The following is a 20,868-nucleotide window of genomic DNA, read 5'->3' as shown; positions in this document are numbered from 1 at the left end:
GACTCGGCTAGCCGCCGGAGGGCCACGGGTCGGCGACCGCGTGGAGCAGCCGACCGATGGCCGGCAGATCTCCCACGACGGCGGCGCTGCCGTCGGCGCACGCGGTCGCGAGCGCGTCCGGGTCGGTCAGCAGGGCGCTGAGCGTCTTGGGGTCGGTACGGAGCGAGACGTCCGCCTTCGCGGGTTCGCCGGGCTCCACCTGAACCCGTCCGGACGCCAGACGGATCGTCCAGACCCGGCCGCCGAGTTCGAGGCGGCACGTCGTCGGGGGCGCCGCGGGGTCGGGGCGGGCGGCGCGGCGCAGGAAGATCAGCACGGAGGTGGCGCTGAGCGAGGACGGCGCGGCGGGTTCCGGGACGGAGACGCCCCAGTCGCTCAGAGCCATCAGGACGGGCTCCAGTTGCCGGCCCCTCTCGGACAGTTCGTAGACCCTCGGGCCTTCCGCCGCTGCCGGCGCGCGGCGGATCACCCCGTTGTGCTCGAGTTCTCGGAGCCGGTCCGCGAGCACGTTGGAGCTGACGTGGGGCAGCGCATGCCGCAGCTCCGAGAAGCGCTGCGGCGCCAGGAGCAGCTCGCGGACGACCAGGAGAGCCCATCGCTCCCCGACGACGTCGAGGGCCCGGGCGATGCCGCAGGAGTCCCGGTAGCTACGGCTGGTCGGCATGGCCTCCCTCTCCTCGTCCTTCGCGCCCGAAACTAGCACAAGGTCTAGTTGTTTCTTACAACTACTACTAGTTGTTTTTAACAAGCAACTGTGTCTACCGTTGGGCACGGAGAACCGATCACCTGGAGGACGCATGGGCGGACTGCTGCTCGAGAACAGGAACGCCGTGATCTACGGGGGCGGGGGCGCCATCGGCGGCGCCGTCGCACGGGTGTTCGCCCGGGAAGGCGCGAGGGTCTTCATCGCAGGCCGGACGCAGGCGAGGCTCGACGCCGTGGCGCGCGACATCGCCGCCGCGGGCGGAACGGTCGAGACCGCCCAGGTCGACGTCCTCGATCCCCAGGCGGTCGGCAAGCACGCCGATGCGGTCGCGGCGGCGTCCGGCGGCATCGATGTCGCCCTCAACGCCGTGAGCGTCATGCACGACCAGGGGACTCCGCTGGCGGATCTCTCCCTGGAGGAGTTCATGCGGCCGATCGACGGCTTTCTGCGGACCCTGTTCATCACGAGCAAGGCCGTGGCGCGGCACATGGGCCGCGGGCGTCCCGGCGTGGTCCTGACCCTGTCCGAGCCGGGCGCCAGACTCGCCGTGCCCGGCATCTTGGGGCACGGGGTGAGCTCGGCCGGCAAGGAGGCGTTCTCGCGGCTCCTGGCCGCGGAGCTGGCGCCCGCCGGCGTCCGGGTGGTCGCCATCCGCCCGCACGCCGTGGTCGACGGGCCCGCCGCGGGTTCCTACACCGCGGACCTCTTCGAACGGTCCGCGGCAGCGGCCGGCCAGTCGGTCCAGGACTTCCTCGAAAGCGGGGGGATGGTGCAGGGGACGCTCCTGAAGAGGCTGCCCACGCTCTCCGAGATCGCGGAGACGGCCGCGTTCCTGGCCTCGGACCGGGCCGGAGCCATCACCGGCACGGTCGCCAACCTGTCCGGCGGCGCCCTGGTGGACTGACTCCCCAGGCGCGCGCGGTCGGCAGGACACCAACAGTGAGGAGATTCGACATGACGACGCTGAAGCCCGGAAGCATGCTGCTCGGCACGACCCGTCCCGCCGAGTTGCGGGCCTGGTACGTCAAGGCGCTGGCGCCGGAGTCCGCCGGCGAGGGCGCGATCGACCTGGGCGGGTTCCTGCTCGTCATCGACGGGCGCGACGACGTCCGGCCGAAGAACGACGACCCCGGGCGGACGATCATCAACTTCCACGTCGACGACTTCGACGCCGTGGAGGCGCAGCTGAACGCGGCCGGGGCGGAGTGGATCGCCGTCGAGGATCGGGCGAAGGGCAGGTTCGGCACGTTCGCCGACCCCGACGGGAACTACCTCCAGATCATCGAGTGGAAGAAGGACGGCTGAGCCGTCGTCCTACTCCGTCCGCGCTCGCCTCAGATGCCGCCGTCGGGACGGAGCGGTCTAAGGCGTCCTAGGCATGCCTAGATAGGGCTTCGTCCCGATGTAGGGGGTGGGGCCTTAGGGCGAACCTTGTACATGTCGGGCCAAGAGGGCCCGGCGGGAACAAGGAGAAGCGGATGTTCAGCCAGGAGTTCATGAAGGTCGTCATCGAGGACCGGGTACGCGCGCTGCGGACGGAGGCGAAGAACAGCCGTCGCGCCCGCATCGCGAAGGCGCGCAAGCGGTGAGCCCCGCAGCCTGTGCCCACGCGGCAACGCCCCCGCCGTCTCCGGCGGGGGCGTTCCTCATTTCGGGGCGCCGGCGGGGGTCAGGGGCGTCCGGCCCCGGATCAGGTCGGCGGCGCGCTCGGCTATCGCGATCGTCGGGGCGTTGGTGTTGCCGCGCGGGACGGTCGGCATGACGGAGGCGTCCACCACGCGGAGGCCCTCGACGCCGCGGACGCGCAGCTCGGTGTCGCAGACGGCGTCGTCGCCGCCCATCGCGCACGTGCTGGTGGGGTGGAACAGCGTCGCGGCCTCGCGGCGGACGAAGTCGGCGATGGCCTCGTCGGAGTCGACCTGCTCGCCGGGGGCCCACTCGCCGCCGATCAGCGACGCCAGCGGCCCGGTCGCGGCGATCTCGCGGGCCTGCCGGACGCCGGCGACGAGGATGTCCAGGTCGGCCTTGTCGGCGAGGTAGGCGGGATCGATCAGCGGCTTGGCGTGCGGGCTGGCCGAGCGCAGGGTGAGCTCGCCGCGGCTCGCGATCGCCACCGCGGTGACCATGACCGACAGCAGGCGCTCGGACGACTCGGTGAGGCCCTGGTTGACGAAGGGCGTCGGCAGCACGTGGTACTGCAGGTCGGGGGCGGGCAGCCCCTCCACCGTGCGGGTGAACCCGCCGGCCTCGGCGACGTTCGAGGCGTAGGGGCCGCGCGCGAGGGCCTGGTAGAGGGCGAAGGATCGGGCGTTCGCCAGCTCCCAGAGGGGCTTGGTGCGGGGGGTGGCGAACATGACGTTCACGAAGGGGTGGTCCTGGAGGCGCTGCCCCACCGGGGAGTCGACCAGGACGTCGATGCCGAGGGACCGCAGGTGGTCGGCGGGGCCGACGCCCGAGAGCATGAGGAGCTGCGGGCTGTTCACCGCGCCGCCGGACAGGATCACCTCGGCCTCGGCGCGGGCCGACATCGTCTCGCCGCGCGCCTCGTAGCGGACGCCGGTGGCGCGGCCGTCCTCGATCACGACGCGGGTGGCGAGGGCGTCGGTGACGACCGTCAGGTTCGGGCGGTACTCGATCGGGTGCAGGTAGCCGGCGGCGGTCGACCAGCGGCGCCCGCGCTTGTGGGTGACCTGGTAGAAGCCGACGCCGTCCTGGTCGGCGCCGTTGAAGTCGTTGTTCGCGGCGAGGCCGTACGCCTTGGCCGACTGCACCCAGGCCCGGGTCAGCGGGTGCTTGTAGCGCAGGTCCTCGACGCGCAGCGGGCCGCCGACGCCGTGGTAGGGCAGCTCGCCGCGCTGCTGGTCCTCGGCGCGGCGGAAGTAGGGCAGCAGGTCCTCGTAGCCCCAGCCTTCGCAGCCGTAGGAGTCGCGCCAGGTGTCGTAGTCGTGGCGGGCCCCGCGGATGTAGATCATCGCGTTGGTGGACGAGCTGCCGCCGAGCGTGCGCCCGCGCGGCCAGTACACGCTGCGCCCCGCCGCGTGCTCCTGCGGGACGGTCGCGTAGTCCCAGTCGTACGGCCCCTTGATCAGCGCGGCCACGGCGGCCGGGATGTGGATCTCGGGGGCGTCGTCGGGCGGACCCGCCTCCAGGAGGAGGACCTTCACGGAGGGGTCCTCGGTCAGTCGGGCGGCGAGGACGCAGCCCGCGCTGCCCGCTCCCACGATGATGTAGTCGTACACGGCGGCCTCCGAGGTCTTTCCGAAACCCTACCGAACGGGCTTCTGCCTGCGGCAGGGCTAGGCTGCTGCTCATGGCGAAGAACAGGGACAATCCCGTCGTGCTCTCCCGGATCTACACCCGCACCGGGGACGACGGCACCACCGCGCTCGGCGACGCGTCCCGCACGTCCAAGACCGACCCGCGCCTCGCCGCGTACGCCGACGTGGAGGAGGCCAACGCCGCGATCGGCACGGCGCTCGCGCTCGGCGCCCTGCCCGAGCCCCTCGTCGCGCTGCTGACCCGCGTCCAGAACGACCTGTTCGACGTGGGCGCCGACCTGTGCGCGCCCGTCGTCCCCGACCCGGAGTACCCGCCGCTGCGCATCGAGCCGTCCTACATCGAGCGGCTGGAGGAGGCCTGCGACGAGCACAACGCCGAGCTTCCGGCGCTGCGCAGCTTCATCCTCCCCGGCGGGACGCCCGGCGCCGCGCTCCTGCACGTCGCCCGCACGGTGACCCGCCGCGCCGAGAGGTCCGCATGGGCGGCGATCGAGGCCCACGGCAGCGCCGACGCCGGAGCCGAGGGCGGCGTGAACCCGCTGACGGCCAAGTACCTCAACCGGCTGTCGGACCTGCTGTTCATCCTCTGCCGCGTCGCCAACGCCGAGCACGGCGACGTCCTGTGGAAGCCCGGCGGGGAGCGCTGAGGCGGCGGGGGTGGGGCTAGCCCCACCCCCGGTTGACCGGCTCCCCTCCTGGCGGCGCCCGCTGCGCCTGGAGGAGGCTTGCCCTCTACGGACGCACGCCGACAGCGGGGAGAGAGAGCACGTGAGGACCCTGACAGCCGCGGCCGCCGCCGCGGCGACGGCGGCGACGGCGCTGGCCGGCTGCGGCAACGTGAGCGTCGGCCGGCATCACGAGGACCGCTCCTACGCCGCGCCCGCCGGCATCACCGGCCTGAAGATCACCGCGAAGGGCGGACGGGTCGAGGTCACCGCGTCGGACTCCCCCGGCATCCGGGTCACCGAGCGGCTGCGCTGGAGCAACGACAAGAACAAGCCGAAGTCCCGGCACGTCGCCGAGGGCTCCACGCTCGCGCTGTCGTCCTCGTGCGGCACGAACGCGATCGGGTTCGGCTCGTGCGGGGTCTCCTACCGCGTCCAGGTCCCGCGCAGCACGTCCGTGGAGATCGACAACCGGGACGGGGCGACCGAGGTGTCCGGGGTCGCCGGGACGGTGCGGCTGCGCAGCGGCAGCGGCTCGGTCCGGGCGGCGGACCTGCGCGCCTCGACGGTGTCGATCAGCTCCCGCGACGGCTCGCTGCACGTGACCGGTCGCGCGGCCACCGCCGACCTGCACAGCGGCAGCGGCTCGATCACCGCCAGGGGACTCACCGCCGACCGGCTGAAGGCCCGCGCCGCCGACGGGCGCATCGTGGTGAGCGGGCGCGCCACCGTCGCCGACCTCGGCACCGGCAGCGGCTCGATCACCCTGGACGGGCTCGTCTCCGACCGGGTCACCGCCGGATCGCGCGACGGCACCATCACGATGCGGCTGGACGCGCCGCCCGCGAACGTCCGGGCCGTCACCGGCAGCGGCTCGATCCTGCTGCGCCTCCCGGCCGGGCAGGCCTACGCCCTCGACCTGTCCGCCAACGGCGAGAAGCGGATCGATCCGGGCGTCCACCAGGACTCGCGGTCCTCACGGCGCGCCAGTCTCACCACCCGCGACGGCCGCATCACGGTGACGCCGCACTAACACGATGCCGCGGGCGCCGAGTGGGCGGCGGCTTAGCGGAGCAGGTAAGGGCCCAGCCGCAGCGGCTCGTAGGTCGGGACCCGGACCCGGTCGAGGCCGCTGCCCCCGTTCACCGCGGCCGTCGTCCGCGCCAGGTGCTCCAGGACGTACGCGACACCGTCGGCGTTGCCGTCGAGCAGCTTCAAGTCGACGTTCTTCAGGCGGTCGCACTTGGCGTGGTAGCACGGGTCGTACTCCTTGCCCGCCCTGCCGCCGAACGCCTTGGCCTCGGCGGCGGTCTTCAACCCCTCCGCGCCGGTGTCGATCCCGCCCGCCGGGATGCCCCGCTCGATGAACGGGCCGTAGTCGGACCGCCCGTCGAACTGGCTCTCGGCCACCGGCAGGCGGCGGCTCTTGAAGTACTGGTGGAACATCCGCTCGATCGCCCCGGAACCGGCGGGCGCCCGCGTGCCGGTGCCGGTCGAGTGGTCCCCGTCGTAGACGCCCCGCCTGCCGTTCGGCGAACCGAGCATGTCGAAGTTCAGGTTCAGGGCGATCCGCCGGCGCTGGGCCGCGGACAGGGAGCGCACGTAGTGCTCGGAGCCCTGCAGCCCCTCCTCCTCGGCGCCCCACCAGGCGAACCGCACCCGGTTGCGCAGCCCGCTCCTGCCGAGCTTGCCGATCTGCCCGGCGATGGCGAGCAGGGTGGCCGCGCCGGTGCCGTTGTCGTTGATCCCCGGACCCGCCGGGACGCTGTCCAGGTGGGCGCCGACGACCACGACGTTGTCGGCCCGCCCGACCCGGGTCTCCGCGATGACGTTCTCCGACGACCGCTTCCCGTGCGCGGTGTCGGTCTTCACCCGCAGCCTGAGGCCGCCCTTCCGCGCGGCCTTCACCAGGTCCGCGCCCACCTTGTGGGACGGCCCGATGACCGGGAACGCGTACGGCTTGGACAGCGTGCCGTGCAACGGCCCCTTCTCCCCCGGCTTGTTGAAGATCACGACGGCGGACGCGCCGGCCGCCCTCGCCCTCGTCGCCTTGACCACGAACGAGCAGGTCCCCCGCTGGATGAGCGCGATCGAGCCCCGCTTGAAGCCCCTGAAGTCGCCGGCCTGGCAGCCGCTCGTCCCCTCGCCCTTGGCGGGGATGTCCACCGCGGTCACCGGCGCCGTCACGTCCCCGGAGCCGGAGAACGCCAGCGTGACGAAGTCGGTCTCCCGCTTGTAGGACGCCTTCGACGGCGCCATCCGCGCGAACACCGCATGCGACCGCTCCCGCCAGTACGGGAAGGTGAACTTCTGCACCAGCGGCACAAGCCCGGCCTTCCTCAGGCGTCCGGTCACGTACCGCACCGACATCGTGTAGCCGGCGCGCCCCGCCGCGCGGTTGCCGCCGTTGTAGTCGGCGATCTCCTGGAGCGCGGCCAGGTGCCGCCGGATGTCCTTCACCGTGACCAGCGCGGCGAGGTGCGGACGGGCCGGCGCGGCCCCGGCCATGGGCAGGGCGGCGGGCAGGAGGACGGCGGGCAGCGCCACGGCCGTCCCCACGAAGAGCCTGCGGCCGATGAGGAGCTTGCGCACGTGCACGATCCTCGCCCCGCGTCCCGGCGGCTCCGAGCAGCGGCGGCACAGGAAGATCATTTCGATACCGGGGTCTTACCGGCTCATGCCAGACACGCCGTCCGGGCCGCTCGCTCCGGACCCGAACCGCTCACTCCGGGGAGTGCAGGTCCACCGGGAAGCCGGGCGGGGCCGCCTCCAGCCACGCCAGGAAGCCGGTCAGCGCCGCCGCGCCCATGGCCAGCTCGACCGCCTGGTCGCCGTTCCTGACCTCGATGACGCTCACGTCCGGCAGCAGGCCCTCGGCCTCCTCCGGATCGGGGACGCGCCGGTTGGACACGACGAGGCCCCGGCGGTGGATCACCTGCCGGGGCCGTCTGCGGAAACCGAACACGCGGTGCCAGTGCAGGACATCGCCCTTGTAGCGGCCGATGCCGAGCCTCCACACTCCGGGGGCTCCGCCCTCCTGGGGCAGTTCGCGCAGGCTGCACTCCACGGTGCCGCCGCCGCGCGTGAAGAGCCAGCGGCGCACCGCCATGGAGACGAACAGCAGCGCCGCCACCAGGACGAGCGCGGCGAGCACCCCGCCGACGTCCAGTGCCAGGTGCTCGCCCAAATCCCCCGCCGTCCGCCCGAAACCTAGGCCTCGACGCCCGCCGCGCGCAGCCGCGCCCTGGCCCGCCGCTCCGGCGTCGCGTCCTCGCCCTCGGCGGCCAGAGCCGCGTCCAGCGCCCGCTTGGCGTCGTCCACGTCGATCTCTTCGTCCCGCTCGACCTGCTCGGCCAGCACCGAGACCTCGTTGGCGGCGACGGAGAAGAACCCGCTGCTGACCGCAGCGAGAACCGGCGCACCGCCGTCCGCGGGCTCGATCTTCACAACGCTGCCGTCGAGGAGGACGCCCAGCACCGGGGCGTGCCCCGGCAGGATGCCGAGCGAGCCCTCGATGGTCTGCGCGACCACCATCTTGGCCTCGCCGGACCAGATCTCGCGCTCCGGCGAGACCAGCCCGACCTTCAGGGTTGCCACGTCATTCCCTCCGACTACTGGAGCGGTTCCGGCGGGCCGCCCCGGGCGCGAGGCCCGTGGGCGGCCCGCCGGAGCGGACTACTTCTCCAGCTCCTTGGCCTTCTTCTCGACATCCTCGATGCCGCCGCACATGAAGAACGCCTGCTCGGGGAGGTGGTCGTACTTGCCCTCGGCGAGCGCCTTGAACGAGGCGATCGTCTCGTCCTTCGGCACCGTCTCACCGGGCTGGCCGGTGAACTGCTCGGCCACGTACATCGGGTGCGACAGGAAGCGCTCGATGCGCCGCGCCCGCTGGACGGTGACCTTGTCCTCCTCGGACAGCTCGTCGATACCGAGGATCGCGATGATGTCCTGCAGCTCCTTGTACTTCTGCAGGATCCGGATCACTTCCTGGGCGACCTCGTAGTGCTCGTTCCCCAGGATCTGCGGGTCCATGATCCGCGAAGTGGAGTCGAGCGGGTCCACCGCCGGGAAGATCCCCTTCTCGGAGATGCTCCGCGACAGCGTCGTGGTGGCGTCCAGGTGCGCGAACGTGGTGTGCGGCGCCGGGTCGGTGATGTCGTCGGCGGGCACGTAGATCGCCTGCATCGAGGTGATCGAGTTACCGCGCGTCGAGGTGATCCGCTCCTGGAGCACGCCCATCTCGTCGGCCAGCGTCGGCTGGTACCCCACCGCGGAGGGCATGCGCCCGAGCAGCGTGGAGACCTCCGAGCCGGCCTGCGTGAACCGGAAGATGTTGTCGATGAACAGCAGCACGTCCTGGTTCTGGACGTCGCGGAAGTACTCCGCCATCGTCAGCGCGGACAGCGCCACCCGCAGCCGGGTGCCCGGCGGCTCGTCCATCTGGCCGAACACCATCGCGGTGTCCTTGAGGACGTCCGCCTCGGCCATCTCAACCCAGAGGTCGTTGCCCTCACGGGTGCGCTCGCCGACGCCGGCGAACACCGAGGTGCCGCCGAAGTTGCGGGCGACACGGCGGATCATCTCCTGGATGAGGACGGTCTTGCCCACACCCGCGCCGCCGAACAGGCCGATCTTGCCGCCCTTGACGTACGGGCACAGCAGGTCGATGACCTTGATGCCGGTCTCCAGCATCTCCGTCTTCGACTCGAGCTGGTCGAATGCCGGAGCGCGGCGGTGGATGCCCCACCGCTCGTTGATCTCCAGCGAGGCGGTCGGGACGTCCAGCGCGTCGCCGAGGGCGTTCCACACGTGGCCCTTGGTGATGTCGCCGACCGGCACCGCGATCGACTTGCCGGAGTCGGTCACCGGAGCGCCGCGGACGAGGCCGTCCGTCGGCTGCATGGAGATGGCCCTGACCATGTTGTCGCCGAGGTGCTGGGCGACCTCGAACGTCAGGGTCTTGCTCTCGCCGCCCAGGGTGACCTGCGCGTTGAGGGCGTTGTAGATGTCCGGGATGGCGTCGGCGGGGAACTCCACGTCGACGACCGGGCCGATGACCCGGGCGACGCGCCCGGTCGCGGTCGCCGTCTCTACCTGAGCAGTCATTCTCACTCCCCGCCAGACTCGGCGAGCGCGTCAGCGCCACCGACGATCTCGCTGATTTCCTGGGTGATCGCGGCCTGCCGCGCCTGGTTCATCTGGCGCGTGTAGACCCCGAGCAGTTCGTTGGCATTGTCGGTCGCCGACTTCATGGCCCGCCGGACGGACGCCTGGAAGGACGCCGCCGACTGCAGCAGCATGTGGAAGATGCGGCTCTCGATGTAGTTCGGCAGGAGCAGGTCGAGCGCGGCCTTGGCGGACGGCTCGAACTCGTACGCCGGCGGGACCTTGGAGGACTCGGCCTCCTCGATCTCCAGCGGCATCAGCCGGGTGACCCGGACGGCCTGGGTCAGCATCGAGACGAACTCGGTGTAGACCACGTGGATCTCCCCGACCCCGCCCTCGGCGTCGGTCTTGAGGAAGTCCGCCGCCAGCCGCCGCCCGATCTCCTCGGCGTTGCCGAAGTGGGGGCGGTCGCTGAACCCGCTCCAGGTCTCGGCGACGTCCCGGTCCCGGAACCGGTACCAGGTGATGCCCTTGTTGCCGACGACGTAGGGGACCGGCTCGCGGCCCTGGTCCCGCAGCGCCTTGATCAACGACTCCGCCTCGCGGATGACGTTGGCGTTGTAGGCGCCGCAGAACCCGCGGTCACTGGTGATGACCAGCACGGCGCTGCGGTTGTCGGCCGGCTGCTCGTTCAGCAGCGGATGGTCGATCCCCACGTTGTGGCTCACCAGCGCGGTCAGGGCCTGCGTGATCTGGTCGGCGTACGGCTTGGAGGCCGCCACCGCCTGCTGGGCCTTGACGATCCGCGACGTGGCGATCATCTCCTGGGCACGAGTGATCTTGGCGGTCGACTTGACCGTCTTGATCTTCTGCCGGAGTTGACGAAGCTGTGCGGCCATGGCCGTCAGTCCTTCTTGACGCGGGTGATCGTCTCCTGCTTGACGTCCTCTTCGTCGAGCGCCTCGACGTGCTCCTCGGCGAGCAGCTCGCCCTCGCTCGTCTGGAAGCCCCTCTTGAACTCCGTGATGGCGTTCTTGAGGGCGGTGAGGCCGTCGTCGGACAGCTTGCCGGTCTCCCGGATGGAGGTCAGCAGGCCGCTCTCCTCGCGCTCCATGTAGTCGAGGAACTCGCGCTCGAAGCGGCGGATGTCGGCCACCGGGACGTCGTCCAGCTCGCCGGAGGTGCCCGCCCACACGGACACGACCTCCTGCTCGACCGGGAACGGGCTGCCCTGCGGCTGCTTCAGCAGCTCGACCAGCCGGGCGCCGCGCTCCAGCTGCGCGCGCGACGCGGCGTCCAGGTCGGACGCGAACGCGGCGAACGCCTCCAGGTCGCGGAACTGCGACAGCGCGAGGCGCAGGGTGCCGGCGACCGTCTTCATCGCCTTGATCTGCGCGTCGCCGCCGACCCGGGAGACCGAGATGCCGACGTTGATCGCCGGCCGGACGCCCTGGTTGAACAGGTCCGTCTCCAGGAAGCACTGCCCGTCGGTGATCGAGATGACGTTCGTCGGGATGTAGGCCGACACGTCGTTGCCCTTGGTCTCGATGATCGGCAGACCCGTCATCGAACCGCCGCCCATGTCGTCCGACAGCTTCGCGCAGCGCTCCAGCAGGCGCGAGTGCAGGTAGAAGACGTCACCGGGGTACGCCTCGCGGCCCGGCGGGCGGCGCAGCAGCAGCGACACCGCGCGGTAGGCCTCGGCCTGCTTCGACAGGTCGTCGAAGATGATCAGGACGTGCTTGCCCTGGTACATCCAGTGCTGGCCGATCGCGGACCCGGTGTAGGGGGCGATGTACTTGTAGCCCGCGGGCTCGGAGGCGGGAGCCGCCACGATCGTGGTGTACTCCAGCGCGCCGGCCTCGTCCAGAGAGCGCCGCACGTTGGCGATCGTGGAGCCCTTCTGGCCGATGGCGACGTAGACGCAGCGGACCTGCTTCTTCTCGTCGCCGGAGTCCCAGTTCTCCTTCTGGTTGATGATGGTGTCCACGGCGACCGTCGTCTTGCCGGTCTGCCGGTCACCGATGATGAGCTGCCGCTGGCCGCGGCCGATCGGCGTCATCGCGTCGATGGCCTTGATGCCGGTCTGCAGCGGCTCGCTCACCGACTGCCGCTGCACGACCGTGGGGGCCTGCAGCTCGAGCGCGCGGCGCTCGGTCGTCTCGATCGGGCCCTTGCCGTCCAGGGGGTTGCCCAGCGCGTCCACGACGCGGCCAAGGAAGCCGTCGCCGACGGGGACCGAGAGGACCTCGCCGGTCCGGCGGACCTTCTGGCCCTCTTCGATCTTGCTGAAGTCGCCAAGGACAACGGCGCCGATCTCACGCACGTCCAGGTTCAGAGCCAGGCCACGGGTACCGTCCTCGAACTCAAGGAGTTCGTTCGCCATCGCGGAGGGCAGGCCCTCGACGTGGGCGATACCGTCGCCGGAATCGACGACGGTGCCGACCTCTTCGCGCGCGGCGGCCTCGGGCTCGTACGACTGGACGAAGCGCTCCAGCGCGTTCCGGATCTCATCCGGACGGATCGTCAGCTCCGCCATGATTCCTCTCTTGCTCCCTATGGGGTCAGCCAACCGGCGGGTCAGCCGGTGCCGAGCCGCCGGCGGACGTCGTCCAGCCGTCCGGCGATCGTGCCGTCGATGATCTCGTCCCCGATCTGGACCGACAGGCCGCCGATCGCGGTGGGGTCGAGCTCGATGTTCAGGTGTACTTCGTGCCCGTAGGCGGCGGCGAGCACCGCGGCGAGCCGCGTCCGCTGCTCCGCCGACAGCGGCACCGGCGTGCGGACCAGGGCCACCAGCCGCTGCCGACGCTGGGCGACGAGCCTGCCGTACTCGGCGAGCCCACCTTCCAGGCTACGTCCTCGCGGGCGCAGCACGAGCTCGGTGACGAGCGTCAGCGTCGCGTCGGTGACCTTGCCCTCCACCAGCGCGTTGACCAGGCCGAGCTTGTTCTCGCCCGGCAGGCCCGGGTTGGCGAGGGCGCCGCGCAGGTCCGGCTCCCCCTCGACGACCCGGGAGAAGCGGAACAGCTCGTCCTCCAGGTCGTCGATCCTCCCGTCCGCCTCGGCGCGGGCGGACTCGGCGGTGACCGCGAGGATCTCCACCGCGTCCGTCAGCTCCGACGGCGTCGACCAGCGCAGCCGGACGACGTCGGCGACCAGCCCGAGAGCGGCCGGCGACACCTTGCCCTCCAGCAGGATCTGGACGAGCTGCGCCTTCTCGGCACCGTCCCGCGACGGGTCGGAGACCGCCCGCCGCAGGCCGTGCTCGCGGTCGATCAGGTGCAGCACCGCGAACAGGTCGCCGCCGAGCCGCGCCAGGTCGGCGGAGGGGATCACGGCCTCCAGCCGCTCCTTGGCCTCGGCCAGCGACGCCCTGCTCACCGCTCCCGTGATGGTCATGATGTGATCTGCTCCTGGGTGCGAGCGCGTTCCTCGAGCTCCTCGAGGAACCGGTCGACGACCCGGCTCTGCCGCGCGCTGTCCTCAAGGGACTCGCCCACGACGCGTCCGGCGAGCTCGACCGACATGGCGCCGATCTCGGCGCGGAGCGACTGCAGCGCCTGCTGCCGCTCGGCCTCGATCTGGGCCTTGGCGTTCTCGACGATGCGGCGCGCCTCGACCTGGGCCTGCTCCTTGGCCTGGGCGATGATCTGCGCGCCCTGCTCCTCGGCCTTGCGTCGCTCGTTGGACGCCTCGAGCGCGGCCGCCTTCTGCTGGGCCTTGTACTGCTCGAGGACCTGCTGGGCCTCCTTCTGCGCCTCCTCGGCCCGTAGGAGACCGCCCTCGATCGCCTCGGTCCGCTCCTCCAGCGTCTTCTGGATGCGCGGCGTAAGGATCTTGCCGAGGAAGATCAGGACGACCAGGAACGAGAAGATGCCGACGACCAGCTCGAACGGGTGCGGAATGAGAGGGTTGTTGCTCTCCGCCGCCAGGACGGAAGCTGCTGTGATCATGTCTGCAGCCCTTCCTCAGGTTCGGACGGCCTTAGATGCTCTGGAAGATGAACGGCGCGACCAGGCCGATCAGGGCGAGCGCCTCGGTAAGGACGAAGCCCAGCAGCATGTTGGTGCGGATGACACCGGTCAGCTCGGGCTGGCGGGCGATGGCGTTCACGCCCTGGCCGAAGATGATGCCGACGCCGATGCCCGGGCCGATCGCCGCGAGGCCGTACCCGATCGAGGTGACGTTACCTTCGAGGGCGGCGAGAACTCCCGTCATGGGTTCATTCCTTTTCTGTCGGCCGGCGGAGGCTCCGCCGGTCTGGGCTTACGGAGTTGTCGGTGAAGGCGCGGAGCCGGGGCGCCGCGCACCATGCGGTTCTAGTGGTCGGCTTCCAGGCCGCTCTGGATGTACATGGCGGCCAGCATCGTGAACAGGAACGCCTGCAGGAACTGGATCAGCAGCTCCAGCGCCGTCATGGCGATGGTGACGATCACGCCGATGACACCGACGCCGAACCCCGCGACCGTGGGCTTCTCGAAGAGGAACCAGAAGCCGACCAGGCTGAAGAACGCCAGGATCGTGTGGCCCGCGAACATGTTGGCGAAGAGCCGGACCGCGTGGGTGAACGGGGCCAGGACGAAGGTCGAGAGGTACTCGATCGGCACCAGCAGGAAGTAGACGGGCAGCGGCAGGCCGCTGGGGATCATGTTGGTGAAGTACCGGATCCCCTGGTGCCGCAGGCCGAGGTAGACCTTGAGGATGTAGACGAAGAGCGCCAGCACGATCGGGAACGCGATGTGCGAGGCGATCGGGAACTGGATGATCGGGACGACCGCGAAGATGTTCCAGATCCAGATCAGGAAGAACATCGACATCAGCAGCGGCATCCACTGGTCGGTCTTCTTGCCGAGGAACGGGCGGGCGATCTCGTCCCGCACGAACATGTAGCCGAGCTCGCCGAGGTTCTGCACGCCCCGCGGCACGAGCTTCGGCTTGGCGAAGGCGCTCCAGAAGAAGACGACGACCACCAGCGACCCGACGACCGCGAAGACGACGGGCTTGGTGAGCCAAGCGGGGCCGCCGGCGAACAGGGGCGGGAAGTCGAACAGCTCCGGCCCGGGGGCCCGGAACTCATCTCCGCCGGAGGCGAGGACCGTCAGCGCGTTCACGCGGCGTTCCCTTCATCAATGTGGTGATGTTTCACGAAGGCTTCCTCGGCGGCGGGGCCGCTCAGGAGGAGTCGCGACCGAACTTCACGTAGACCAGGTAGACGGCGAGCACTACGCCGATGACCAGGCCGATCGGGACCAGCCAGGTCTGGTGCGTCCACTTGGACAGCAGCCACCCGAGACCGCCCCAGATGAGCATCCCGGAGAGGAGGTAGCTGGGCACGGACCAAGCGGCGTCGGCGAATTCCCGCTGGCCGTCCTCCGGCCGGCGTTTCTGCTCGCTCATCGCGCTCCGGACGATAGCAGGCCATGCCTGCGGTGGTCATATTGGAGTAGTCCGTCATGAGGGCCGGCACCGTCCGCGGGCGCATCATCACGGACTCCGGTCCAGGACGTTCTCGGGGTCGTCAATGTAGGGCCTCCGCTGCAGGACGACTCGGAACTCGGCTCCGATCCAGAGCAGCGCGAGCCCGATGACCGTCCAGCCGAAGACCTGCGTGTCGAAGATCGACACGCCGTCGATGGCCGTGACCAGCACCATCACCGCGAGGATCTTCACCGCGTAGCTGGCGAGGGCGGCCAGCATCATGGTCTGCGCCGACAGCCGGGAGGCCCAGGAGAGCACCAGGGCGCTGACCGAGAAGAAGGCGACCACCACGACGGAGGCCAGTGCCGCCGCGAGGGCGCCCTTGGCGCCGGCGGTCAGCAGGCCGATCACCACGGCGCCCACCCCGACGACCGACGTCGGGATCGCGGCGCCGCGGAGCATCCGGGCGTCGGAGGTATGCATGAGGGCTCCGGCTGGTCACGGTAAGTGTTCGTCTCTTGTTCGTGAAAGGTATCACAAGCGTCCGGAATGTCCACAATTACCCTAGAGGTAATGCGATCCGGCGCTCGCGGCGCTACTCGGCGCAACACCCGCACGAGGGACTGTAGCCGAGCCCGCACCGTGCCCAGGCACGTTCACGCCCCGCGCGGAAGACGATCTCGCCCTCGACCGATGCCGTCCGGACCCGGCTCGCGGGGGCGGCGGCGTCGGACGAAGCCGCTGGTCAGGACCTGTACGGGGGTCAGACGGGCATCGACGGCTGCTCGGCGGGCTGCTCGCCGGCGCCCGGGGCGGCCTTCGCCCGGGCGGCCTTGCGGCGGCCGGGGATGCGGAACATCAGCACCACGCCCGCGACCGCCACCAGCAGGGTGACGCCGAGGGTGATCCAGGCGGCGTCGAACAACGCGAGGCCGACCAGCCCGGAGGCCAGCAGCCCGACCCAGAAGTACATGATCAGCACGGCGCGGCGGGTGGAGTGGCCGAGCTGCAGCAACCGGTGGTGCAGGTGTTGCTTGTCCGGCGAGAAAGGCGACCGGCCCTGGTTGGTGCGCCGCCACACCGCGAGCAGCATGTCCATGAACGGCACCGCCGCGACCGCCGGGATCAGCAGCACCGGGACGAAGAACGGGAACAGCCCGTTGGCGAGGATGGCCGGGTCGAACTGCCCGGTCAGCATGATGGTGGAGGCGCTGAGCAGCAGCCCGATCAGCATCGAGCCGGTGTCCCCCATGAAGATCTTCGCCGGGCTGAAGTTGTGCGGCAGGAAACCCGCGCACATGCCGAACAGCACCGCGGCGATGAGGGTCGCGGCGGTCAGCGTGGTCAGCCCGTTCGTCCGCGACAGCAGGTAGGCGTACGAGAACAGCGCCAGCGCGGCGATCCCGACGACGCCGGCGGCGAGGCCGTCAAGGCCGTCGATGAAGTTGACCGCGTTGATCGTGGCGACCACGACGAAGACGGTCAGCGGCACCCCGTAGGCGGGCGGCAGCGACAGCGAGTCGCCGGTCGGCAGCGGGATCACGTAGATCTGGATGCCCTGCATGATGAAGATCCCGGCGGCCGCGACCTGCCCGGCGAACTTGGTGAGCGGGTCGACCTCCCAGCGGTCGTCGACGATGCCGATCAGCACGATCAGCCCGCCCGACAGCAGCAGCGCCTTGCTGACGCTGATCCCGCCGTCGCCGAGGACCTTGCGCATCTCCGGCAGCCCCGTCGCGACCACCAGCGCGGCCACCATCCCGCCGAACATCGCGAGGCCGCCCAGCCGAGGCGTCGGGATCACGTGCACGTCGCGGTCGCGGGGGACGGCCTGGGCGCCGAACCACACGGCGAACCTGCGCACCGAGGGGGTCAGCAGGTAGGCGACGAGAGCGGCGACAAGGATCGTCAGCAGGTACTCCCGCACTCCCCTGCGCCTCCCTTCGCCGGTCGACCATGCCTACGTGCCCCGTCCTGGGCGGAGTTCACCTGGGTAGACGACCCGCCGGGACGATCGGTTCACGTCGAGACCGACCAACTGTAGTCCTCCCGGGCGGTGGTCCGCGGCATATCGGGCGGTACGGGTGTCGTGGACGCACACGATCCCGGCGCCGACGATCATGAGCGCCAGCCCGGCGAGGCACCGGTCGCCCAGCGAGAACGCCCACGGGCCGAGCGCCGCGACGTCGTCCCCGGCGTCCGCGACGACGAGCAGCGCCCCGGCGGCGAGCAGGCCGGCGCCGATCCGCCGCTGGGGCGCCGGGCGGCGCCCCAGCAGGGGCACGGCGGCGACCGCGAGGGCCAGCACGGCGGTGCCCGTCCAGCCGCCCGTCCAGCGCGGCGGGACGTACCGCGGCGGCGGGACGGCGATCGCGTGCTTGGGCAGCCGGACCCGGATCCGCATCCCCTCGTGCGGGGCGAGCGCGTTCTGGACGAAGTCGATGGCGTAGGGGCCGTCGCGGTCGCGCAGGCACCGGGTCGTCATGCCGGGCGCGCCCGCCCGGCAGGTCGCGTGCCGCAGCGGCACGGGCGCCTGCACCCGGACGGCCGCGTTCCCGATCGGCACGTCCCAGCTCGTCCCGATCGCGTCCCACATCAGCTCGTCGTGGTCGGCGCGGGGGGTGAACGCGCGGCGCACCTCGTACTCGATCACGTAGGCCTGGCGGCCGCGGACCTCGCGGTGGCGGTCGCCGACGCTGATCTGCACGTCGTGCAGGAAGCGGGCCGTGCGGACGCGGGCCGGGGCGCCGGTGGACGAGCTGCTGCTGACGTCGCCCACCTCGTAGAGGCGGTCGCCGCGGCGGAACGGCACGTGCCGGACGATCCCGTGCTCCCCCGCCTGGTCGAAGTCGTAGGTGATCGTCTCCCGCACGTACAGCACGCCGTCGGCGCCGATCGTGAGGACGACGTCGAAGACCGGGATGCTCTCGCCGCGGAAGGCCGGCTCGGGGGGCGGTACGCCCGCCGAGCCTCCGGGTGCGGGGTCGCCGCCCGTCGGCCCCGCGGCGTGGGCGGGCGGCACGAGTGCGAGGCAGAGCAGCACGAGAGACGCCGGCACCAGGCAGCGCAGCGCGAGGCGGCGCAGTACGAGACAGGGCGATACGAGACAGGGCAGCACGAGGGACGGCAGCACCCCCGCGATGGTCGCGGGGCCCCGGACACGGCCACGCACGTCAGGCATGCTTCCACCGTTGCCGTGATCGTGTCGCCGTAACGGCCCCGGTCCGCCCCGCAGGGTGACCCTTGTCTCCCGGCACGGTGATCAGCGGCCCCTTGGACGCGTCCAGCGCCGGATCGGTTCGCCCCGGCGCCTGATTCGTCCTGCCCTGGTCAGTTGCGCGCACCTGCGGAAAATCACTGGTAGAGGGCTGCTAAGTTATCGCTCGCTAACCCCCAAACCGAGCCTGGAGGGACCTATGCGGCGAATCGCTGCAGTAGCCCTGACCGCCGGCACGCTGATGGCCGGCATGGCCGCCGTCGGTGCCCCCGCCGAAGCCGCCGCCACCGGCAGCTGGAAGCCGTACAACTCCTACAGCCACGTGGCCGCCTGGGGCTCCTACAAGCGGGCCAGCGGCAACACCTACGTCACCGGCTACCTGGCCGACGACAAGAAGAACGGCTGGACCGCCTGCGTGCGCTTCAAGTTCACCGAGGGCTCCAAGGTGTACTGGTCGCGCTTCAAGATCGTTGGTGTGGCGCCCGACGGCACGCGCTACAACTTCGACGGCAACGCCAAGGTCAAGATCAGCGTGAAGTCGACCTACGGCAGCCACATGTGGGTCCAGGAGTGCGGCCGGAACAAGAAGACCGGCAAGTACTACTACGGCAAGGGCAAGAAGATCTTCTGATCCGCGGCCTCTTCCGCCTGACGACACAGGCCCCGCCCGGCCCGGCGGGGCCTTTGCGCTTTCCGGGGCCGGCCTCGCCGCCGACTCCGTGCTCACCAGTCCAGGTCGTAGAAGCCCTCTCCGACTTCGAACCTGGACGCTCCTTCTGGCTTACCGAGATCCACCAGTCCGATGTCGGTCAGCAGATATCGTCCGGAAGGGTCGCCCTTCAATATGGGGGTCCCCGCGAAGAAGGAACTCTTCCGCCTGATCGACGTCAGCACCCTGCCGTCGTCGGCCGAGAGTTCCAGCACGGTGGAACCGCTCCCGGAATTCGTGTCGGCGGGTTCGCCGGATCCGGTGGCGGCGGATCCGACAGACGATTCGGTCACGAAGACCCGGCGACCGTCCCCGGAGACCGCCACGCCGTCGAACGCTCGCGGCGAAGGGATCCTGCGGAGCAGGCGCCCCGACGTCACGCGCCCGCCCTCGCCGCCGGCCTGCAACGAGCGCAGTTCTTGGATCGCCGTGCCGACACCCGTGTACCGCAGCCGAACGAAGAACAGGCGATCACCCAGCCCCGACCAGGCGAGCCGCTGGTCGGCGGCATCATCCGACTCCCGCCACTCTTTCCGCGCTCCGGTCGCCGCATCGAGGATCCCTACGCGTGCGCCCACGCCCGCCCCCTCCGGCTTCGGTTTCGGCGCGCACGACTCGACGCTGTAGGCCAGTCGGCGGCCATCGGCGCTGACGGCGAGTGAACCGCTCCCGACGGGAGCGCCGGCGATGGCCGGACCCGGCATCACACGATTTTCGACGATCTTCCCGCGGTCGTTGAGCGAGAGCCGGCGGATGGTGCTCACGCACGGCCCGCGTCCGCGTCGTTTCGCGAACGCGAAAAGCGTCCGGCCGTCTCCGGCGGCCGCCAGGTCGAGGAAGTTCGTTCCCTTGGGGGCGGCGTTCGCGTCCAGCAGGCGGCCGGTGCGGGACTCGCGGACCTCGACGCGGGAGGGGTCCCCGCCTCCGGCCAGGTAGCTGGCGAAGTAGAAGCGGGGCATCGTCGGGACCTTCTGGAGGCGCCGGTCGGGCTCCATCATCTTCCGGACGCCGACGATCCCGGCGGCCAGGGCGAGGACGGCCAGCACCGCGCAGACCGGGACCACCCACCGCCGCAGCGGGGCGGGGCGGGGCGCCTGAGCCCGGCGCTCGGGGAAGGGCCGCGGCGTGTCCGCGTCGACCATGCCGGCCGAGGCGTTCAGCGCGTCGCGCAGGCGGTCCTCCAGGCCGCTCATGGCACCTCCTCCCCCAGCTCCCTGGCCAGGGCGGCGAGCGCCCTGGCCATCGTGGACCGTACCGTCGCGGGCCGGATGCCCATGGCCGCGGAGACCTCGTCGTCGCCGAGGTCGAGGTAGTAGCGCAGGACGACCGCCTCGCGTTGGCGGCGCGGCAGGCGCTGGAGGGCCCGCATGACCTCCCGGCGGTCCTCGCCGAGCATCGCCGCGGACTCGGCCGACCAGACCGGCGGCTCGTACGGCTCGGTGTGCCGCCACATCATCCTGCGGCGGCGCAGGACCATCCGGCAGCCGTTCAGCACCGCGGCGCGGACGTAGGCGAGCAGCTTCCCCTCGTCGTCCAGCCGAGGGGACCTGTCCTGTAAGCGCAGGAAGACGTCCTGCACCACGTCCTCGGCGGTGGCCTCGTCCCCGACCAGCAGGACCGCCATCCGCACGAGACGGAGCTGATGCTCCTCATACAGCGCGACGAGATCGCGGGTCCGGGGGGTGACCACGGGGCGCGATACTAGCCAAGACCTCGCGCCGATCCCGGCACGGACACGCGGGACCTGACGGCCGGTAAAGGGCACC

Annotated in this window: 23 protein-coding genes; 5 read left to right on the top strand and 18 right to left on the bottom strand. The window is 70.9% G+C overall.

The genetic code is table 11. The features are described 5' to 3' along the window. Window positions 1-7: 7 nt before the first annotated feature. On the bottom strand, window positions 8-664 hold the full coding sequence (locus ABWI07_RS01430) for a winged helix-turn-helix transcriptional regulator (RefSeq protein WP_149259407.1): 657 nt from the start codon (window positions 662-664) through the stop codon (window positions 8-10). 133 nt (window positions 665-797) lie between these two features. On the opposite strand from ABWI07_RS01430, the gene ABWI07_RS01425 reads away from it, so the two are divergent. Beyond that, on the top strand, window positions 798-1,610 hold the full coding sequence (locus tag ABWI07_RS01425; protein WP_353817344.1) for an SDR family NAD(P)-dependent oxidoreductase: 813 nt from the start codon (window positions 798-800) through the stop codon (window positions 1,608-1,610). A 50-nt stretch (window positions 1,611-1,660) separates the two neighbouring features. Further along, window positions 1,661-2,011: a VOC family protein gene (locus ABWI07_RS01420; protein WP_353817343.1), complete on the top strand. Its 351-nt coding sequence runs from the start codon at window positions 1,661-1,663 to the stop codon at window positions 2,009-2,011. 341 nt (window positions 2,012-2,352) lie between these two features. Here the strand turns inward: ABWI07_RS01420 and ABWI07_RS01415 are convergent, their stop codons facing one another. Further along, window positions 2,353-3,945, bottom strand: a complete 1,593-nt coding sequence (locus ABWI07_RS01415) for a GMC family oxidoreductase (protein ID WP_353817342.1) — start codon at window positions 3,943-3,945, stop codon at window positions 2,353-2,355. Between the two features lie 71 nt (window positions 3,946-4,016). Here ABWI07_RS01415 and ABWI07_RS01410 point away from each other — a divergent pair, with 71 nt between their 5' ends. Together ABWI07_RS01410 and ABWI07_RS01405 are read left to right on the top strand one after the other, a co-directional pair. Further along, window positions 4,017-4,631, top strand: a complete 615-nt coding sequence (locus tag ABWI07_RS01410) for a cob(I)yrinic acid a,c-diamide adenosyltransferase (RefSeq protein ID WP_353817341.1) — start codon at window positions 4,017-4,019, stop codon at window positions 4,629-4,631. A 121-nt stretch (window positions 4,632-4,752) separates the two neighbouring features. Next, window positions 4,753-5,682, top strand: a complete 930-nt coding sequence (locus tag ABWI07_RS01405; RefSeq protein WP_353817340.1) for a DUF4097 family beta strand repeat-containing protein — start codon at window positions 4,753-4,755, stop codon at window positions 5,680-5,682. A gap of 32 nt (window positions 5,683-5,714) precedes the next feature. On the opposite strand, the gene ABWI07_RS01400 is transcribed toward ABWI07_RS01405, so the two are convergent. From ABWI07_RS01400 to ABWI07_RS01335, 14 genes are all read right to left on the bottom strand, one after another. Next, window positions 5,715-7,241: a M28 family peptidase gene (locus ABWI07_RS01400; protein WP_353817339.1), complete on the bottom strand. Its 1,527-nt coding sequence runs from the start codon at window positions 7,239-7,241 to the stop codon at window positions 5,715-5,717. 130 nt (window positions 7,242-7,371) lie between these two features. Then, on the bottom strand, window positions 7,372-7,836 hold the full coding sequence (locus ABWI07_RS01395; protein WP_353817338.1) for a DUF2550 domain-containing protein: 465 nt from the start codon (window positions 7,834-7,836) through the stop codon (window positions 7,372-7,374). 23 nt (window positions 7,837-7,859) lie between these two features. After that, window positions 7,860-8,246 carry a F0F1 ATP synthase subunit epsilon gene (locus tag ABWI07_RS01390; RefSeq protein ID WP_149259399.1) on the bottom strand — a complete coding sequence of 129 codons (387 nt, stop codon included), beginning with the start codon at window positions 8,244-8,246 and terminating at the stop codon, window positions 7,860-7,862. A 78-nt stretch (window positions 8,247-8,324) separates the two neighbouring features. Further along, complete coding sequence (gene atpD / locus ABWI07_RS01385; protein WP_149259398.1) at window positions 8,325-9,755, bottom strand: F0F1 ATP synthase subunit beta; 1,431 nt, start codon at window positions 9,753-9,755, stop codon at window positions 8,325-8,327. A gap of 2 nt (window positions 9,756-9,757) precedes the next feature. Continuing rightward, window positions 9,758-10,654 (bottom strand): F0F1 ATP synthase subunit gamma, encoded by an 897-nt coding sequence (locus tag ABWI07_RS01380; RefSeq protein ID WP_149259397.1) that lies wholly within the window; start codon window positions 10,652-10,654, stop codon window positions 9,758-9,760. Between the two features lie 5 nt (window positions 10,655-10,659). Next, on the bottom strand, window positions 10,660-12,294 hold the full coding sequence (gene atpA, locus ABWI07_RS01375; RefSeq protein ID WP_353817337.1) for a F0F1 ATP synthase subunit alpha: 1,635 nt from the start codon (window positions 12,292-12,294) through the stop codon (window positions 10,660-10,662). A gap of 41 nt (window positions 12,295-12,335) precedes the next feature. Then, on the bottom strand, window positions 12,336-13,157 hold the full coding sequence (locus ABWI07_RS01370) for a F0F1 ATP synthase subunit delta (protein ID WP_149259395.1): 822 nt from the start codon (window positions 13,155-13,157) through the stop codon (window positions 12,336-12,338). Then, on the bottom strand, window positions 13,154-13,711 hold the full coding sequence (locus tag ABWI07_RS01365; protein ID WP_353817336.1) for a F0F1 ATP synthase subunit B: 558 nt from the start codon (window positions 13,709-13,711) through the stop codon (window positions 13,154-13,156). The genes ABWI07_RS01370 and ABWI07_RS01365 overlap by 4 nt, the downstream gene beginning before the upstream one ends. 31 nt (window positions 13,712-13,742) lie before the next feature. Next, on the bottom strand, window positions 13,743-13,976 hold the full coding sequence (gene atpE / locus ABWI07_RS01360; RefSeq protein WP_149259393.1) for an ATP synthase F0 subunit C: 234 nt from the start codon (window positions 13,974-13,976) through the stop codon (window positions 13,743-13,745). Between the two features lie 101 nt (window positions 13,977-14,077). Beyond that, complete coding sequence (gene atpB / locus ABWI07_RS01355) at window positions 14,078-14,869, bottom strand: F0F1 ATP synthase subunit A (protein ID WP_149259392.1); 792 nt, start codon at window positions 14,867-14,869, stop codon at window positions 14,078-14,080. 61 nt (window positions 14,870-14,930) lie between these two features. Continuing rightward, a complete protein-coding gene (locus ABWI07_RS01350; RefSeq protein ID WP_149259391.1) occupies window positions 14,931-15,155 on the bottom strand; it encodes an AtpZ/AtpI family protein in 225 nt (74 codons plus the stop codon). Between the two features lie 87 nt (window positions 15,156-15,242). Further along, window positions 15,243-15,659 carry a Cg1360 family ATP-synthase-associated protein gene (locus ABWI07_RS01345; protein ID WP_149259390.1) on the bottom strand — a complete coding sequence of 139 codons (417 nt, stop codon included), beginning with the start codon at window positions 15,657-15,659 and terminating at the stop codon, window positions 15,243-15,245. 280 nt (window positions 15,660-15,939) lie between these two features. After that, entirely contained in the window at window positions 15,940-17,103 is a 1,164-nt protein-coding gene (locus tag ABWI07_RS01340) for an MraY family glycosyltransferase (RefSeq protein ID WP_149259389.1), read from the bottom strand. Window positions 17,104-17,136: 33 nt separating this feature from the next. Beyond that, window positions 17,137-18,357, bottom strand: a complete 1,221-nt coding sequence (locus tag ABWI07_RS01335; RefSeq protein WP_353817334.1) for a DUF2207 domain-containing protein — start codon at window positions 18,355-18,357, stop codon at window positions 17,137-17,139. Between the two features lie 235 nt (window positions 18,358-18,592). On the opposite strand from ABWI07_RS01335, the gene ABWI07_RS01330 reads away from it, so the two are divergent. Beyond that, window positions 18,593-19,024, top strand: a complete 432-nt coding sequence (locus tag ABWI07_RS01330; protein WP_353817333.1) for a hypothetical protein — start codon at window positions 18,593-18,595, stop codon at window positions 19,022-19,024. Between the two features lie 92 nt (window positions 19,025-19,116). On the opposite strand, the gene ABWI07_RS01325 is transcribed toward ABWI07_RS01330, so the two are convergent. After that, the gene (locus ABWI07_RS01325) at window positions 19,117-20,295 is read right to left on the bottom strand and encodes a hypothetical protein (protein ID WP_353817332.1); all 1,179 of its coding nucleotides are present in this window, start codon (window positions 20,293-20,295) and stop codon (window positions 19,117-19,119) included. Then, complete coding sequence (locus ABWI07_RS01320; RefSeq protein WP_353817331.1) at window positions 20,292-20,792, bottom strand: sigma-70 family RNA polymerase sigma factor; 501 nt, start codon at window positions 20,790-20,792, stop codon at window positions 20,292-20,294. The genes ABWI07_RS01325 and ABWI07_RS01320 overlap by 4 nt, the downstream gene beginning before the upstream one ends. Window positions 20,793-20,868 lie beyond the last annotated feature (76 nt).

It is taken from the genome of Actinomadura sp. NPDC000600, from assembly GCF_040492135.1.
In the GTDB taxonomy this organism is placed as follows: Bacteria; Actinomycetota; Actinomycetes; order Streptosporangiales; family Streptosporangiaceae; genus Spirillospora.
Note: the sequence above shows the minus strand (reverse complement) of the source record. Positions and strands in the feature narration are given on the sequence as shown.

Coding starts and splice junctions, on each gene's coding strand:
- ABWI07_RS01430 (WP_149259407.1), bottom strand. CDS start 664: ATGCCGACCAGCCGTAGCTACCGGGACTCCTGCGGCATCGCCCGGGCC.
- ABWI07_RS01425 (WP_353817344.1), top strand. CDS start 798: ATGGGCGGACTGCTGCTCGAGAACAGGAACGCCGTGATCTACGGGGGC.
- ABWI07_RS01420 (WP_353817343.1), top strand. CDS start 1,661: ATGACGACGCTGAAGCCCGGAAGCATGCTGCTCGGCACGACCCGTCCC.
- ABWI07_RS01410 (WP_353817341.1), top strand. CDS start 4,017: ATGGCGAAGAACAGGGACAATCCCGTCGTGCTCTCCCGGATCTACACC.
- atpD (WP_149259398.1), bottom strand. CDS start 9,755: ATGACTGCTCAGGTAGAGACGGCGACCGCGACCGGGCGCGTCGCCCGG.
- ABWI07_RS01380 (WP_149259397.1), bottom strand. CDS start 10,654: ATGGCCGCACAGCTTCGTCAACTCCGGCAGAAGATCAAGACGGTCAAG.
- atpA (WP_353817337.1), bottom strand. CDS start 12,294: ATGGCGGAGCTGACGATCCGTCCGGATGAGATCCGGAACGCGCTGGAG.
- ABWI07_RS01370 (WP_149259395.1), bottom strand. CDS start 13,157: ATGACCATCACGGGAGCGGTGAGCAGGGCGTCGCTGGCCGAGGCCAAG.
- ABWI07_RS01365 (WP_353817336.1), bottom strand. CDS start 13,711: ATGATCACAGCAGCTTCCGTCCTGGCGGCGGAGAGCAACAACCCTCTC.
- atpE (WP_149259393.1), bottom strand. CDS start 13,976: ATGACGGGAGTTCTCGCCGCCCTCGAAGGTAACGTCACCTCGATCGGG.
- ABWI07_RS01350 (WP_149259391.1), bottom strand. CDS start 15,155: ATGAGCGAGCAGAAACGCCGGCCGGAGGACGGCCAGCGGGAATTCGCC.
- ABWI07_RS01345 (WP_149259390.1), bottom strand. CDS start 15,659: ATGCATACCTCCGACGCCCGGATGCTCCGCGGCGCCGCGATCCCGACG.
- ABWI07_RS01335 (WP_353817334.1), bottom strand. CDS start 18,357: ATGCCTGACGTGCGTGGCCGTGTCCGGGGCCCCGCGACCATCGCGGGG.
- ABWI07_RS01330 (WP_353817333.1), top strand. CDS start 18,593: ATGCGGCGAATCGCTGCAGTAGCCCTGACCGCCGGCACGCTGATGGCC.
- ABWI07_RS01325 (WP_353817332.1), bottom strand. CDS start 20,295: ATGAGCGGCCTGGAGGACCGCCTGCGCGACGCGCTGAACGCCTCGGCC.